Source organism: Amycolatopsis solani (assembly GCF_033441515.1).
Classification (GTDB): Bacteria; Actinomycetota; Actinomycetes; order Mycobacteriales; family Pseudonocardiaceae; genus Amycolatopsis; species Amycolatopsis solani.
This window is the reverse complement of the sequence record NZ_JAWQJT010000001.1, coordinates 1,558,635-1,573,492: the sequence shown is the minus strand read 5'-3', so window position 1 is coordinate 1,573,492 and position 14,858 is coordinate 1,558,635. Positions and strand designations below refer to the sequence as shown.

Sequence of the window (14,858 nt, the reverse complement as noted above, 5' to 3'; positions counted from 1 at the left end):
CTTCTCCTAACCCTGGAACCCGGCCGGCACCGGAGCGGTCGGCAGGAACTGCTGGTGCAGCTTAAGCCAGGTCCCGTCGGAGATCACCTGCTTGAGCCCGTCGTCGACCTTCTTGAGCAGGTCGGCGTTGCCCTTCTTCACGGCGAACCCGTGCGGCACGTCGGTGACGAAGCTCTTCACCACGACGAGCTTGGCGTCCGGGTTGTCGGTGACGTTCTTCTCGGCGATGCTCTGGTCGAGGATGTACGCGTCGACCGAGCCGGTCTTCAACGCGGTCAGCGCGGCGGCGTAGTCGGGGAAGCGCACGGCCTGCGCGGCCGGAACGGTGCTGGTCAGCCAGTGGTCGCCGACGGTCGCCTGGATGACGGCGACGCGCTTGCCCGCCAAGCCCTTCTCGTCGGTCACCGGGGTGCCCTGCTTGGCCTGGATGCTCATCGTCTCGAAGTCGTAGGCCGCGGAGAAGTCGACCGTCTTCTTGCGCTCGTCGGTCTGCGCGATCGCCGAGCTGGCAATGTCGAAGCGGCCGGAGGCGACCTGCCCGAGCAGCGCGGAGAAGTCGGTCGCGGCGAACTCCAGCTTCAGGTTCTGCTTGGCCGCGATGGCCTTGAGCAGCTCGTTGTCGAAGCCGGTGTAGTTGCCGTCCTTCAAGTAGATGTTGGGCGGCGCGTCACTCAGCGTCCCCACGCGCAGCGTCGGGGAAGCGCTCTCGGAGCCGCCGCCGCACGCGGTCAGCGTGAGCGCGGCGGCCAGCACGGTGACGATCAGCTTCTTCATGTCACGCACCCACGTTCTTGACCGGCAGGCCGGGGCCGCCCTGCTGGAGTTCCTTGGACAGCGGCGTGTTCTTGTAGAACTGGCCGTAGATCCGGGCGACCGTACCGTCGGCGACGGCCTTCCGCAGCCCGTCGTTGAGCTTGTTCAGCAGATCGGTGTTCGTCTTGGCGACCGCGAACGCCGACGGGGTGTCCTTGTCCTCGACCGTGTAGCCGAGCTCCAGCGGCACGCCGGGGTTCTGGTCGAGGTACTTCTGCCCGATGTCCTGCGGCACGACCCAGCCGTCGAGCGTGCCGTTCTTCAGCTGCGCGAAGCCGGCGTTGTAGTCGGGGAAGCGGACGACCTGGGCCCCGGCGGTCTTGCCGGCGAGCTCGTCCTGCACCGACCCCTGGACCACGCCGAGGCGCTTGCCCGACAGCGCGGCTACGTCCTTGAGGTTGGCGCCCTTCGCCGTGACGACCGTGGTGAAGCCGGTGTTGTAGCCGTCGGAGAAGGCGACCGTCTTCTTGCGCGCCTCGGTGCTCGAGATCGTCGAGCTGCCGATGTCGAACTTGCCGGTCGCGACGCCGGCCAGCAGGCTGGAGAACTCGGTGCCGACGAACTCGACCTCGAAACCCTCACGCTTGGCGATGTCCCGCAGCAGCTCGTTGTCGTAGCCGGTGAAGCGGCCGTTCTCCAGGTAGATCGACGGCGGGGCGTCGCTCAGGGTCCCGACGCGCAGGGTCTTCGTCCCCGCGTCGGAACCACCGCAGGCGGCCAGGGTCAACGTCAGCGCGCCCGCGGTCAGGGCGGCGGCGATCTTGGACAGCGTGGATCTCATCGCTTCTTCCATGGTGAGGATGAGCGCTTCGCAGCGCTCGCGGGGTCAGCGATCGAGATTAGGGATTTCGCCCGTTCGAGTGGATTCGTTCCATTCTGTGGACGGGTGCGTCAGCTCACAGGATCGGCTGCGGCGCGTACCCCGCCGCCTCGGGGAACCGCTCGAGCAACTCCTCGACGCGCGCGGCGACCTGCGCCACCTGGCGCCCGGCCGTGCCGGTGAACGAGATCCGGTCGGCGAGGAGTTTGTCCAGCTCGCCGCGGTCGAGCGGGATGCGCTCGTCGGCGGCGTAGCGGTCGAGGAGGTCGTTGTCGGCACGGCCTTCGCGCATCTCGAGCGCGACCGCGACGGCGTGCTCCTTGATCGCTTCGTGGGCCGTCTCACGTCCGACGCCGCCGCGGACCGACGCCATGAGCACCTTCGTCGTCGTGAGGAACGGCAGGTAGCGATCCAGCTCACGCTCGATCACCGCCGGGAAGGCGCCGAACTCGGTGAGCACCGTGAGGAAGGTCTCCAGCAGGCCGTCGAGCGCGAAGAACGCGTCCGGCAGCGCCACGCGGCGGACGACCGAGTCGGAGACGTCGCCCTCGTTCCACTGGTCGCCGGCCAGCTCGCCGATCATCGACAGGTAGCCGCGCAGCACGACGGCGAGGCCGTTCACGCGCTCGCAGGAGCGGGTGTTCATCTTGTGCGGCATGGCCGAGGAGCCGACCTGGCCGGGCTTGAAGCCCTCGGTGACCAGCTCGTGGCCCGCCATCAGCCGGATCGTCTTGGCCAGGCTGGACGGCGCCGCGGCGAGCTGGACCACAGTGGACAGCACGTCGAAGTCGAGCGAGCGCGGGTACACCTGGCCGACGCTGGTGAACCGGCGGTTGAAGCCGAGGTGCCGCATCACGCGGTCTTCCAGCTGGTCCAAAGTGGACTCGTCACCGAGCAGGTCGAGCATGTCTTGCGCGGTGCCGACCGGGCCCTTGATGCCCCGCAGCGGGTACCGCTCGATGAGGTTGTCGAGCCGCTCGAAGGCGACCAGCAGCTCGTCGGCGGCGGTGGCGAACCGCTTGCCGAGGGTGGTGGCCTGCGCGGCGACGTTGTGCGAGCGCCCGGTCATGACGGTGTCCGCGTGCTCGACGGCGAGGGCGGCCAGCCGCGCGAGCACGGTGGCGACCCGGGCGCGGACCAGCTCGAGCGAGCGGAGCAGCTGCAGCTGCTCGACGTTCTCGGTGAGGTCGCGCGAGGTCATGCCCTTGTGGATGTGCTCATGGCCGGCGAGCGCGCTGAACTCCTCGATCCGCGCCTTGACGTCGTGCCGGGTGACGCGCTCCCGCTCGGCGATCGAGCCGAGGTCGACGGTGTCGATGACCCGCTCGTAGGCCTCGACGACGCCGTCGGGCACCTCGACGCCGAGGTCCTTCTGCGCCTTGAGGACGGCGAGCCAGAGCTGCCGCTCCAGGACGACCTTCCGCTCCGGCGACCAGAGCGAGACCAGCTCCGCCGAGGCGTAGCGGGCGGCGAGCACGTTCGGAATGCGGGGCTTGTCCGTCACGCCCCCACGATACCTGTGCAGGTCAGGGACATCGAAGCACCGGGGTCCAGCGTCGTCAGCGGGCCGAGGACCTCCAGCTCGACGATCCGCGCGGGCGGGTCCAGGTCGCCCAGCTCCGCGAGCGGTTCCGGGAGCGGGTGCTCCAGCCAGATCTCCAGCGGCGACCCCTGGTCCGGGTACTCGCCCGCCGGGTCGACGTCGAACGAGAGCGTCAACGCGCCGTACGTCACCCAGCCCGCCGAGCCCGGCACGCCCAGCTTGCCGACGACGTCCTGCGCGGGCACGACCAGCCGGCCACCGTCCACTGTGTACTCGGGCGTGCCGGTGCCCGCGACCAGCGCGACGACTTCGGGACGCGCGAGCCCCGCCGTCACCGGACCGCCGCCCGGCAGCTGGGTGACGTTCCACAGCGCCCAGCGCACCCGCCGGGAAGACGTGTTCGCAGCGTGCAGGTCCAGCCGGTAGCCGTCGTCGAGGATCGTGATCGCGCGCGTGAACCGCAGCCCGGTGCGCGGGTCCGGGGCACTGGTCATGATCACCGTGTCGCCGTCGGACTCCACCGAGTACGGCCCCGAGTCCAGTACCGGGTCGGGCGGGCCGGGCCACTGGTCCGGGCCGGCCCAGCCCTGCGGCGCGGGCCACGTCTTGTCGCCGCCGTAGTTGACCCAGTCGCCCATCTGCCCGGCGTTCGGCGCGTAGTCGCCACGCAGGTCGTCGTCGAGCAGCTCGGCGTTGCGCCACAACAACTCGACGCCGCGGTGGCGCAGGGACAGCAGGCGGCCGCCGAGCTCCGGGACCAGGCCGAGGCGCAGGTCGCCGCGCTCGAGCCAGATCACCATTCGGCGAGGCTCCCGTCGTCGTGCCGCCACACCGGCGAGCGCCAGCTGTGCCCGACCTCGTCCGCCCGCCGGACGGCCTCCTCGTCGACCTCGATGCCGAGGCCGGGCTTCAGCGGCCGGGCCGCGTAGCCGTCCTGGAAGGCGAAGAGCGACGCGTCCACGAGGTACTGGTGCTCGCGGCCTTCGTGGTAGTGCATGCCGACGCTTTGTTCCTGGATCAGGAAGTTCGGCGTCGCGAACGCCACCTGCAGCGACGCCGCCAGGGAGATCGGGCCGAGCGGGCAGTGCGGGGCGAGCGAGGCGCCGTAGACCTCCGCGAGCGCGCCGATCCGCCGCAGCTCGGAGATCCCGCCCGCGTGCGAAGGGTCCGGCTGGACCACCGCGACGCCGGCGTCGAGCACCGGCTTGAACTCCCAGCGCGAGTAGAGCCGCTCGCCGAGCGCGATCGGCACGGTCGAGGCCTCGACGATCGAGCGCAGCGCGTCACCCTGCGTCTCCGGCAGGATCGGCTCCTCGACGAACATCGGCTGGACGTCTTCGAGCAGCTTGACCAGCCGCCGGGCCATCGCGGGCGAGACGCGGCCGTGGAAGTCGATCGCGAGGTCGCGGTGCGGGCCGAGCACCTCCCTTGCCTCCCAGGCGCGCGCGATGGCGGCAGTGACATCGGCGGGCGACGCGATTGCGGTCAACGGCCCGGCCACGTTCATCTTCACCGCGGTGAACCCGGCTTCGACCTGCGCGGACACGGCTTCGCGGATGCCGGACGGCCGGTCGCCGCCGACCCAGCTGTAGACGCGGACGCGGTCGCGGACCGGGCCGCCGAGCAGCTCGTGCACCGGCGCGTCGCGGACCTTGCCCGCGATGTCCCACAGCGCGTGGTCGTAGCCGGCCAAGGCACTCGAAAGCACCGGCCCGCCGCGGTAGAAACCGCCGCGGCGCAGCACCTGCCAGTGGTCCTCGATGCGCAGCGGGTCCTGGCCGATCAGCAGCTCGGACAGCTCGTGCACGGCCGCGCGCACGGTCTCCGCGCGGCCCTCGACCACGGGCTCGCCCCAGCCGCTGACGCCCTCGTCCGTGCTGACCTTGAGGAACAGCCAGCGCGGCGCGACCAGAAACGTTTCAACCCCGGTGATCTTCACCCGTGTCCCCCATCTACGCGGAATCCTTGGCGGCCGACCAGCCGCCGTCGACGGTCAACTCGGCTCCGGTGACGAACGACGCGGCGGCCGAGAGCAGGAAGGCGATCACGTTCGCCACTTCGGCCGGGTCGCCGAGCCGGCCCGCCGGGGTCGCCCGGGCGCTGCGCTCGCGGTCTTCCGGCGAGATCCGGTTCCAGGCTTCGGTGAGCACCGGACCCGGCAGCACGGAGTTGACGCGCACGTCGGGGGCGTATTCGACGGCCAGCTGCCGGGCCAGCGCGACCAGCGCGCCCTTGCTCGCGGCGTACGCGGGGTGGCCCGGCAGCCCGAAGTGCGCGTGCACCGACGAGACCAGCACGACCGCGCCACGCCGTTGCCGCAGCGACGGCAGGCAGGCCTTCAGCGCGAGGTACGTGCCGGTCAGGTTGACGTCGAGCTGGCGTTCCCACTCGGCGCGATCGATCGCGTGGAGCGGCCCGGTGCTCGGCACGTAGGCGTTGCTGACCAGGGCGTCCACCTCGCCGATGCCGGCCCAGGTCGCTTCGTCGGAGACCGAGCCCCGGATCGGCTCGATGCCGTCGGGGAGTTCGGCGATGTCCACGCCGAGTACGCGGTAGCCGTCGTCGAGCAGCCTCCGAGCCGTCGCCAGCCCGATTCCGGACGCCGCTCCGGTCACCACCGCGGTACGCGTGGACATCGCCTCTCCCTGGTTCAGAACTTCGCTACGTGGACATGGTCGTCCGGCCCGCGGGCGGCGAACCACAGCGACGCGCCGTCGGACGCCGCGCCCAGGGTGCCCACGATGCTCCCGCTCGGGTACTCCGGCCGTTTGAACCAGCCCGCCCAGGAACCGGACCACTCGTTGGCCCACAGCGAGTAGTCGCTCGCGGACGCGGTGAGCGCGACCTTCGCGCCGACCGCGACCAGCGTCGGGCTGCTGCTGACCGTGCCGCCGATCGACGTCCAGTCCGACCAGGTGTCCCCGGTCTTCGTGCGGGCCCAGACGCTGTCGTCGGCCGTGCGGACCGCGACGACCGTGCCGCTCGTCGCCGTCGCCGCGCCGGGACGGCCGTAGATCGGCTTGCCGCCGGGCGCGCCGAGACCGGACCACTGACCGGCACTGGTCCGCTGCCAGACCTGACCGTCGGCGCCGCGGACGAAGACCGTGCCGTCGCTCGTCACGGACGGCGAGTCGGTGAGCGTGCCGCCGAGCCGCTGCCAGTCGCCCCAGCGCTGGGCGTAGCTGCGCCTGTAGAGGGCGTTGTCGAGGCCGCGGACGTAGACGTCGATGCCGGTGGACGTGGCGATCGCGGCCGGCTGGCCCAGAAACTTGCCACCGACCTGACGCGGCCCGTCGAGGCCCTTGACCTGCAGGGACCCGCCCTGGTCGCGGAAGAACGTCACCGTCTTGCCGCCGGTGCGGACGATCGACGGGCTGGCGGACGCAGTGCCGCCGAGGTCGTCACCCGGGACGAGGTCGGTGCCGTGCAGGCGCAGGAACGCGGTGCCGTGCGCGGGGACGGTGACCGAGTACGAGCCGGTGGCGCTGCCGCGGTCGGCGCGGGCCCGAAGGTCGCGAATGGACACTCGCCCCTTGAGCCCGGCGTCGGCGAGCTTGAGTGTCATCTGCGTAGGCGCTTCGCCGCGGTTGAGCAGCGCGACCGCGCGGTCGCCACGCTGGGAGAGGACCTTGCTGTAGGTGTCGGTGGTGCCGGTCGTCGCGACGCGGACGCCCTGGGTGCCGAGGCTGTCCTGGTTCACGCCGACGATTTCCGGGTTCTTCAACGTCTTCAGCATCGACGCGGGCAGCGTGCGCGGGTCGGAGCCGAGGATCAGCGGGGAGGCCATCTCCGCCCACATGACGAACTGGGTGGTCGACTCCTCCTCGTTCAGCTCGTAGGTGCCCTGCTCGGTCTTGCGCATCGGGATGAGGTAGTCGGGGTCGTTGTAGTGCCCCGGCCCGTTCGCCTCGGGGTGCGCGGCGTTGGCGTCCATGTTGCGCAGGACGTCCTTCCAGATGCCCTCGTACGGCGTGCCGAACGCGATGTCGGTGCTGGTGCGCCAGGAGTCGGCGACGAGCGGGCCGTAGCTGTAGGCGATGCCCGCGACCTGGTCCGGCCCGTGCGGGGTGCCCCACTCGTCGGTGACCGGGTTGCAGACGTTGAGCACCATCGGGCGGCCCGCCTTCGCGAGGGCCTGGCTGAACTGCGTGAACGCTTCGGCGGGCTTGAGGTTCTGGGCGATGCCGCAGAGGAAATCCACCTTGACGGCGTCGAACTTCCAGCTCGCGAAGCGTTTGGTGTCCTGCTCGTAGTAGCCGCCGGACCCGGCCGCGCAGTTCTTGCCGTCGGAGGCGCCCGCGTCGGTGTAGATGCCGGCCTTGAGGCCCTTGCCGTGCAGGTAGTCGACCAAAGTGGACAGTCCACTCGGGAATTTGGCGGCGTCCTCGTGGAGGTCGCCGTTCTGGTCACGGGGTTCGGGCGCGGTCCAGCCGCCGTCGATCCAGACGTAGCGGTAACCGGCGTCGCGCAGGCCGCTGGAGACGAGGAAGTCCGCGACGGACTTCACCGACGCCTCGCTGGGTGCGCCGAGGCCGTAGTAGGTGTTCCAGCCCATGTACGGGGTCTTGGCGACCCCGCTGTCGTAGTAGTCGGGAGCGCCTTGGTCTGCCGCCGGGGTCGCGTACGCGGGTACCGCGGTGACGGTGGCAGCGACCGCGGCGACCACCGCGAGGGTTCTCTTCAGGAACATGTGCCGGACGCCTTTCTCCGGTGAACTGCGAGCCGGGAGCAGCATGCCGGGGCAGCTCGGCCGCCGTCAAGAATAAATCGTAAATTAAGATTTCACGGGGTAGGCTCGGGCGATGACCTATCGCTGGGAGATCACCGCGAACGCACTGCGCCAGGGCGTGGTCGGGATCGTGCGCACGCGCGACGCCGAGTCGGCCGTGGCCGCCGCCCGCGCGGTCCTCGAAGCCGGGCTGCGCTCGGTGGAGCTGCCGCTGACCAACCCGGGCGCGCTGGACGCGATCTCCGGCCTCGCGGCGGCCTACCCGGACGCGACGATCGGCGCCGGCACGGTCCTCGACGAGGCCTCGGCGGTGCTCGCGATCCGCGCGGGCGCGCGGTTCCTGGTGTCGCCGTCGGTGGACGCGGCGGTGATCCGCACCGCTCACCGGTACGGCGCGGCGGCGTTCCCGGGCGCGGGCTCGGTGACCGAGATCGTGCGCGCGCTGGAGGAAGGCGCCGACGCCGTGAAGGTGTTCCCGGCGTCCGCGCTGTCGCCGTCGTGGATTTCCGACGTGCGGGCGGCGCTGCCGCAGGCCCCGCTGGTACCCACCGGCGGCATCGCGCCGGAAGACGTGCCAGGCTGGCTGGCAGCGGGTGCGGTGGCGTGCGGGGTCGGTTCGGCGCTGACCCGCGGCACAGGCGCGGAGATCACCGCCCGGGTCGAGACGCTGTTGAGGAGCGCGCATGGCTGAACTGGTCTTCGTCGGGTGCTACACCGGTGAAGCGGGGAACGGCACGGGGATCACGACGTTCTCCCGGTCCGACTCCGGATCGCTGACGGAGGTGGCGTCGCTGCCGCTGGAGAGCCCGTCGTGGCTGGTGCGGCACCCGTCGTTGCCGGTGCTGTACGCGGTCAACGAGACCGCCACCGGCTCGGTCACGGCGCTGACCTTCGACGCTTCGGGCACGTTGTCCGTGCTGGGCACGCTCGAGACGGGCGGGGCGCACCCGTGCCACTTGGCGGTGACCCCGGACGGCCGGTTCCTGCTGTGCGCCAACTACACCGGCGGCAGCCTCGCGGTGTTCTCGCTGTCCCCTTCGGGCGCCTTGCTTTCGCGGACCGCGTTGGTGCAGCACAGCGGAAACGGCCCGGTGTCCGACCGCCAGGAGGCGGCGCACGTCCACATGGCGGTGCCGGGCCCGTCGATCGTGAGCGCGGTCGACCTCGGCACCGACGAGATCCGCAGCTACACGCTCTCGCCGTCGGGCTCGCTGGAGCTGCTGGCAGTGTCTCCACTGCCGCCCGGCACCGGCCCCCGCCAGCTGGTCCGGCGGCCGGGGACGGACCTCGCGTACGTCGTCGGCGAGCTCGCCGGAACGCTCGTGACGGTCCGCGAGACGTCGCCGGGGGCGTTTTCGGTGGTGGCGACGACCGCTTCGACCGTCAAGCCGCCGTCCGTGCCGAACCTGGTGGCGCACCTGGAGCTGACCGACTCCCGCCTGTACCTGTCGAACCGCGGCCCGGACTGCGTGACGGAGTTCGCCCTCGACGAAGCGGCCGCGGTGGCGGACCAGCCGTGCGGGGCGAACCCGCGGCACTTCGCTTTGGTGGACGGGACGTGTTACGTGGCGGCGCAGTCGGAGGACGCGATCACGGCGTTCACGCTGACCGCGTCCGGGGAGGCGGAGCTGCGGTACTACCCGACGGGGTCGCCGACGTTCGTGCTCCCGGTTTCCCTGCCCTGACGGCGCCAAAGATGCATAATTTAGGCAGAATCTTCTCGAATTCGCACCCGTCGAACTTCCGACACAACGGCAAGGCCAGCACACCTGAATTCTGCGCAGCTTGATCGGAAATACATATTGAAGCGCCGCCCGGCGTCCCGACAGAAGCAGGTGTAAAGTACAGGATATGACCGGCACCACCGCCACAGCGCCGCGTGTGTTTATTTCTTACAGCCACGACAGTGTCGACCATACAGCAAATATCGCGGATTTCGCACAAGTGCTGCGCATGAATGGAATTGATGCACGCATTGATCAGTTCATTCAGAGCACACCTCCGCTATCTTGGCCAAAATGGATGAGCGACGAGGTCGAGTCCGCAGATGTCGTACTTCTAGTTTTCACCGAAACTTACGCTCGAAGGTTCGCCGGCGAAGAAACTTCAGGAGCAGGTCACGGAGTTCGCTGGGAGGCATCTCTCATAACAAGTGAGATGTACTTCAGCGACCGAGAAACCGTTAGATTTATTCCGGTCGTAACAAGCGGCGACGACACAAAGCATATTGCAAAGCCACTAAAGCTGACGACCTTCTACGAAATAGGATACCCGGGCAACCGAAACCTCGACGCTCTACTAAGGGCACTCCACGGAAAGCCTCTCGTCGAGCCGCTTCCCATTGGAGATCCGCCTTCGTTTATCCAGGCAGATTCCGCCACCGAGTCGGCGACCGACGATCGGATCCATGAAGCTTGGCGTCTACTCGAACGTGGCGAGCATGATGCAGTAATTGAAATTACCACACCGATACTCGACTCAGGTTCAAGACTGAACGCAGCGAGTGCAGCAGTCATAATTGGAAAGATAAAGCACTCAACAGAGCAGTACTCTGCGGCCATCAATGCGTTTCAACGAGCGCTCGAACTGGACGCAAATCCGCTCCTCAACGAGCAAGCATCTCAGGAATTAGCGATCGTCCTTCGAACCATGAACGCGCACTACGGTCTAGACAGCGCCGTGCGCGCCGGTTCAGATTACCTCGAACTTATCAAACACGGCAAGATTCAGGAAGTCTGGAAAAGAACAGACAAAACATTACGCACCGTCCTGGTTCAGTCCTGGATCATCGCAAACTCGTCACATCCATCACTTGTCGAAATTGACCGCGACTCTTTGGCAGAAGAACTGATTCCGCTCGTGGCAGACAACCCGCTTCGAAAAGACTTCTTTTCAACGCAAATCAGAGAGATGCAAAACGCCTTTCATAGTTACGACAGCGAGCGATGGGGAGCAGCCGAGCGTCCTCGAAGATTCGGCCTGGACTACGAACTGGTCGTCTTCATGGACACAGGCGGAGATGTGCTAGTATTTGACAAGGGAGTATCACCACCAACTATTCCGCTTCTTCTGCGTCGCGTCGTCGGAGAATGGAAGGTTGCCAGTTTTGGTCCGTGGTATGTGACCCCTGGGTGGCCACCCGGACAAGAGGCGCTCCCCGGGCTGAACATCAATTTTCACCGTAACTCATAGCTTACCCTGACGGCGCAGGACCACGACGTCCGCGTCGTGGTCCGCCGTCCAGTCGAACGGCAGGCCCGCGTACTTCAGGTGCGCACCCGAGTACCGGGCCCCCTGCTCGTCCACATAGGACCCCGCCACACCCACCGACAACCGCACGCGGGATGAGCGGCCGGGGGTCAGCGGGGCCCCCGTCAGCTGTCCCGTGCTCCACGCCAGCACGACCACCGTGTCGCCGTCCTCCGAGGTGTACTGGGTGGCCGCCGTCGGGTCGGTCGGGCCGTGGAGGACCCGGGCCACCCCGTGGTGGATCACCTCGCGGATCGACTTGTACCGCGCCACCAGCGAAGCCGCCTCCGTGTGCTGGGCCGGGGTCCATCGGGAGAGGTCCGCGCCGATGCCCAGCACGCCCGCCATCGCCGCCACGAAACGGAAGCGCAGCGAGCGGGGCCGCGGGTCGAAGACGCCCGGGGAGTCCGTCACCCACGAACTCATCAGGTGCGGGGCGTGCATCAGCAGGAACCCGTCCTGGATGGCGAGGCGGTCCAGCGGCCCGGTGTTGTCGCTCGGCCACACCACGTCCGCGCGCGCCACCGTGGCCAGGTCGGTGCGGCCGCCGCCACCCGCGCACGCCTCCACCGTCACGTGCGGGTGCGAAACCCGCAGGTGGTCCAGCACCGCCAGGTACCCGGCGACGTGCTCGGCGTCCAGGTCCGCGGACGGCGAGCCCGGGCGGCCGCGTTCGGTCGGCGGGCGGTTCATGTCCCACTTCAGGTACGAGATCGGGTACGCCGTCAGCAAGGAGTCCAGAGTGGACTTGATGAAGTCCACCACCGGAGGCAGGCCCAGGTCCAGCAGCAGCTGGTTCCGGATCAACGTCTGCGGGCGGCCGTCGATCCGGTACACCCAGTCCGGGTGCGCCGCGTACAGCCGCGACTTCGGGCTGACCGCCTCCGGCTCGACCCACAGTCCGAACTCCAGGCCCAGCTCTCGCACCGAGCCGACGAACTCGCCGAACGCCGGGTCCGCCGGGGTCCAGTCGCCGAGGCCGCCGGTGTCGTCGTCGCGGCCGGTGAACCAGCCGTCGTCCACCACGAACAGCTCGACGCCGAGGTCCGCCGCCCGCTTCGCCAGTTCCAGTTGGTGCGAGGCCTCGACGTCGAAGCCGGTCGCTTCCCACGAGTTGTAGAGCACCGGACGCGGGCGCCACCACCGCGAACCCGCCAGGACGCGGTCGTAGTCGTGCCACACCGAGGCCAGTCCGGACAGACCATCCACACTGGACGCCAGGGCGACCGGCGGGGTGGCCAGGGAAGCACCCGGCTCGAGGAGGACGGGCCCCGGCGAGGGCAGCCGCCCGGCCCGGACGCGGGTCAGCCCCGAAGGCTCGACGTCCGCCTCGATGGACCACGAACCCGGCCATTCCAGCGAGACGCCGTAAGCGGTGCCGCCGGCGGCGTCCTGCACCGCCAGCCACGGCACGTGCGCGTGGCCCGGCACGCCGAAGCGGCTCTCCATCCGGAAACCGCCCGCGGGCAGTTCGAGGGAACGCCGGGTGAACTCCTGCGACCACTGGCCGGTCAGGTACGTCAGCCGGGCACCGGACACCGTCGGCACGCAGACGCCCGCCGAGCCGAGCCGGTCGAACTCCACAGTGGACGAACCGGTGTTCTCGAACTCGACCCACCGGGTGAGCACGTCCGTCTCGGGCACCGGCCGGTAGCAGAGCACCGCGCGCAGCCCGGAAACCTCGTCCACAAAGGCCAGTCGCAGGTCGGCGTCCAACGAAGCCGAATCGAACCGCCACCAGGAACCGCCGCGCACGGCGACGTCCGCGCCGGAGAACGGGCGCAGGCCGAGTGGGGCGTACTCGACCGGGGCCGCGTCCGCTTCGGTGATGAAATGCACGTCGCCGCGGTTGGCGAACACCGACGGCCCGTCCTCGACACCCGAAGGGCCCCACGCGACGAGTTCCGCCCACCGGCGCGAAGGATCCAGCGCCACGGTGTACGAAGTGGACTTCATGGCCACGGTCCACGTCACTTGATCGCCCCGATCGCCAGCCCGGAAATGAAGTGCTTCTGGAACCGCAGGAACACGGCCACGGTCGGGACGGCCGCGATGACCGAGCCCGCCGCGATCACGTTCCAGTTGGACACGTACTGGCCCTGCAGGCCGAGCAGCGCCGGCGTCACCGGCATCACCGAACCGGTGCGCAGCACGGTGATCGACCACAGCAGGTCGTTGAACGTCCAGGTGAACGCCAGCGCGCCGAGGGCGGCCAGCGCCGGGCGGGTCATCGGGAGGACGATCCGCCAGAAGATCTGGACGACACCGGCGCCGTCGATCAGCGCGGCCTGCTGCACCTTGTCCGGGATGGACCGCATGAAACCCTGCAGCACGAACGTGTAGAAGCCCAGCCCGAAGCCGACCTGGACGACGATCAGCGCGGTCAGCGTGTCGTAGATGCCGAGCAGCTCGGCCAGCTTCGCCACCGGCACCAGCAGGATCTGCGGTGGCAGCAGGTTGCCGGACAGCATCACCAGGATGAGCGTGCGGCGGAACGGGATCGCGTACCGGCTCAGCGCGAACGCGGCCGCCGAGCTCAGCAGCAGCGCGAGCAGCACCGTCGGGACGGTCACCAGCAGGCTGTTCAGCATCGCGTGCCCGCCACCGCCTTCGCCCCACGCCTGCCCGAAGCCGTCCAGCGAGAACGACGACGGCAGCGCGCCCAGCCCGTTCGACGCGATGTCCGAAAAGGACCGGACGCTCGTGGTCAGCACGAGCAGGATCGGCAGCAGCCACAGCACCGCGAGCCCGCCCGCGACCAGGTGGAAGCCGAAGGTCCGGGTCTTCACGAGTCCTCCCGGAAGGCGCGCACGAGGTAGGTCACGATCACGCCGAACGCCAGCACGAAGATCACCACGGCCAGCGCGGACGCGTAGCCGAGCCGCAGCGACTGGAACGCCGTCGCGTACATGTAGGTGCTGAGCAGCTCGGACGAGTGGTAGGGCCCGCCCTTCGTCATCGACCAGACGACGTCGAAGGAGCGCAGCGAATCGATGATGATCACCGACAGGACCACGGAGTTGACGCTGCGCAGCTGCGGCCACGTCACGTTGCGGAACTGCTGCCACGCGGTGGCACCGTCCAATTTGGCCGCTTCGTACAGCGCCGGGTCGATGCCCTTGAGCCCGGCCAGGTACAGCACCATCACGTAGCCGAGCTGCCGCCACAGCGCCGGGACGAGCACCGCGTACAGCGCGGTCTTCGGGTCGGCCAGCCACGAGTGCTGCCAGCTCTCCAGCCCGATCGCGCCGAGCACCTTGTTGAAGACGCCGTCCGGCTGGTAGATCACCTGCCAGATCAGCGAAGTCGCGACCAGCGAGAACACCACCGGCGTGAACAGCGCGGCCCGGTAGAACCCGACACCTCGGCGTTCCTTCTGCAACAACGTCGCCAGCGCGAGACCGCCGGCCGCCGAGAGACCGCCGAAGAGCACCAGCCAGATCACCGTGTCGAGCGCGGCGGTCTTGAAGATGTCGTCGGAGAACATCTCGGCGAAGTTCCCCAAGCCGACGAACGTCGGCGCCGAGACGCCGTCCCAGTTCGTCAGCGCCAGGTAGAACCCCTGCAGCGCGGGCCAGAACACCCAGAACCCCTCGACCACGAGCGGTACCAGGACGAACGCCAGCAGCACGGGCGAGACGCGGCGACGGCGGTTCGCCGCCCTCGCCGCGGTCTTCGGCTTCTCCGCGGTCAGCACCGCCATG

13 protein-coding genes are annotated in these 14,858 nt (G+C 69.0%); 3 read left to right on the top strand and 10 right to left on the bottom strand.

What is annotated here, in order from left to right; genetic code table 11:
* Positions 1 to 6: 6 nt before the first annotated feature.
* The 7 genes from SD460_RS07930 to SD460_RS07900 all read right to left on the bottom strand — a co-directional run bounded on the left by SD460_RS07930 (position 7) and on the right by SD460_RS07900 (position 7,866).
* Positions 7 to 774 (bottom strand): ABC transporter substrate-binding protein, encoded by a 768-nt coding sequence (locus SD460_RS07930; RefSeq protein WP_290050501.1) that lies wholly within the window; start codon positions 772 to 774, stop codon positions 7 to 9.
* A 1-nt stretch (position 775) separates the two neighbouring features.
* The gene (locus tag SD460_RS07925) at positions 776 to 1,594 is read right to left on the bottom strand and encodes a substrate-binding periplasmic protein (RefSeq protein WP_086856471.1); all 819 of its coding nucleotides are present in this window, start codon (positions 1,592 to 1,594) and stop codon (positions 776 to 778) included.
* 115 nt (positions 1,595 to 1,709) lie between these two features.
* Complete coding sequence (gene purB / locus SD460_RS07920) at positions 1,710 to 3,137, bottom strand: adenylosuccinate lyase (RefSeq protein ID WP_290050498.1); 1,428 nt, start codon at positions 3,135 to 3,137, stop codon at positions 1,710 to 1,712.
* Positions 3,134 to 3,976, bottom strand: a complete 843-nt coding sequence (locus tag SD460_RS07915) for a DUF4380 domain-containing protein (RefSeq protein ID WP_290050497.1) — start codon at positions 3,974 to 3,976, stop codon at positions 3,134 to 3,136. Before SD460_RS07915 ends, purB begins: the two co-directional genes overlap by 4 nt.
* Positions 3,970 to 5,115, bottom strand: coding sequence for a galactonate dehydratase (gene dgoD, locus SD460_RS07910; RefSeq protein WP_290050495.1), 1,146 nt, complete (start codon positions 5,113 to 5,115; stop codon positions 3,970 to 3,972). Before dgoD ends, SD460_RS07915 begins: the two co-directional genes overlap by 7 nt.
* A 13-nt stretch (positions 5,116 to 5,128) precedes the next feature.
* Positions 5,129 to 5,812 carry an SDR family NAD(P)-dependent oxidoreductase gene (locus SD460_RS07905; RefSeq protein WP_290050493.1) on the bottom strand — a complete coding sequence of 228 codons (684 nt, stop codon included), beginning with the start codon at positions 5,810 to 5,812 and terminating at the stop codon, positions 5,129 to 5,131.
* Between the two features lie 14 nt (positions 5,813 to 5,826).
* On the bottom strand, positions 5,827 to 7,866 hold the full coding sequence (locus SD460_RS07900) for a DUF8189 domain-containing protein (RefSeq protein ID WP_318306027.1): 2,040 nt from the start codon (positions 7,864 to 7,866) through the stop codon (positions 5,827 to 5,829).
* Between the two features lie 112 nt (positions 7,867 to 7,978).
* Here SD460_RS07900 and SD460_RS07895 point away from each other — a divergent pair, with 112 nt between their 5' ends.
* The 3 genes from SD460_RS07895 (at position 7,979) to SD460_RS07885 (ending at position 11,097) form a co-directional block, all read left to right on the top strand.
* Positions 7,979 to 8,596, top strand: a complete 618-nt coding sequence (locus SD460_RS07895) for a bifunctional 4-hydroxy-2-oxoglutarate aldolase/2-dehydro-3-deoxy-phosphogluconate aldolase (RefSeq protein ID WP_290050490.1) — start codon at positions 7,979 to 7,981, stop codon at positions 8,594 to 8,596.
* On the top strand, positions 8,589 to 9,590 hold the full coding sequence (locus SD460_RS07890; RefSeq protein ID WP_290050488.1) for a lactonase family protein: 1,002 nt from the start codon (positions 8,589 to 8,591) through the stop codon (positions 9,588 to 9,590). The genes SD460_RS07895 and SD460_RS07890 overlap by 8 nt, the downstream gene beginning before the upstream one ends.
* A gap of 166 nt (positions 9,591 to 9,756) precedes the next feature.
* Positions 9,757 to 11,097, top strand: coding sequence for an SEFIR domain-containing protein (locus SD460_RS07885; RefSeq protein ID WP_290050487.1), 1,341 nt, complete (start codon positions 9,757 to 9,759; stop codon positions 11,095 to 11,097).
* Here SD460_RS07885 and SD460_RS07880 read toward each other — a convergent pair.
* The 3 genes from SD460_RS07880 to SD460_RS07870 are packed head-to-tail and all read right to left on the bottom strand — an operon-like array spanning position 11,092 to position 14,857.
* Positions 11,092 to 13,128: an alpha-galactosidase gene (locus SD460_RS07880; protein ID WP_290050485.1), complete on the bottom strand. Its 2,037-nt coding sequence runs from the start codon at positions 13,126 to 13,128 to the stop codon at positions 11,092 to 11,094. The two genes, SD460_RS07885 and SD460_RS07880, sit on opposite strands and share 6 nt — an antisense overlap.
* Positions 13,125 to 13,943: a carbohydrate ABC transporter permease gene (locus tag SD460_RS07875; RefSeq protein WP_290050484.1), complete on the bottom strand. Its 819-nt coding sequence runs from the start codon at positions 13,941 to 13,943 to the stop codon at positions 13,125 to 13,127. The genes SD460_RS07880 and SD460_RS07875 overlap by 4 nt, the downstream gene beginning before the upstream one ends.
* Positions 13,940 to 14,857: a carbohydrate ABC transporter permease gene (locus SD460_RS07870; RefSeq protein ID WP_290050482.1), complete on the bottom strand. Its 918-nt coding sequence runs from the start codon at positions 14,855 to 14,857 to the stop codon at positions 13,940 to 13,942. Before SD460_RS07870 ends, SD460_RS07875 begins: the two co-directional genes overlap by 4 nt.
* Position 14,858 lies beyond the last annotated feature (1 nt).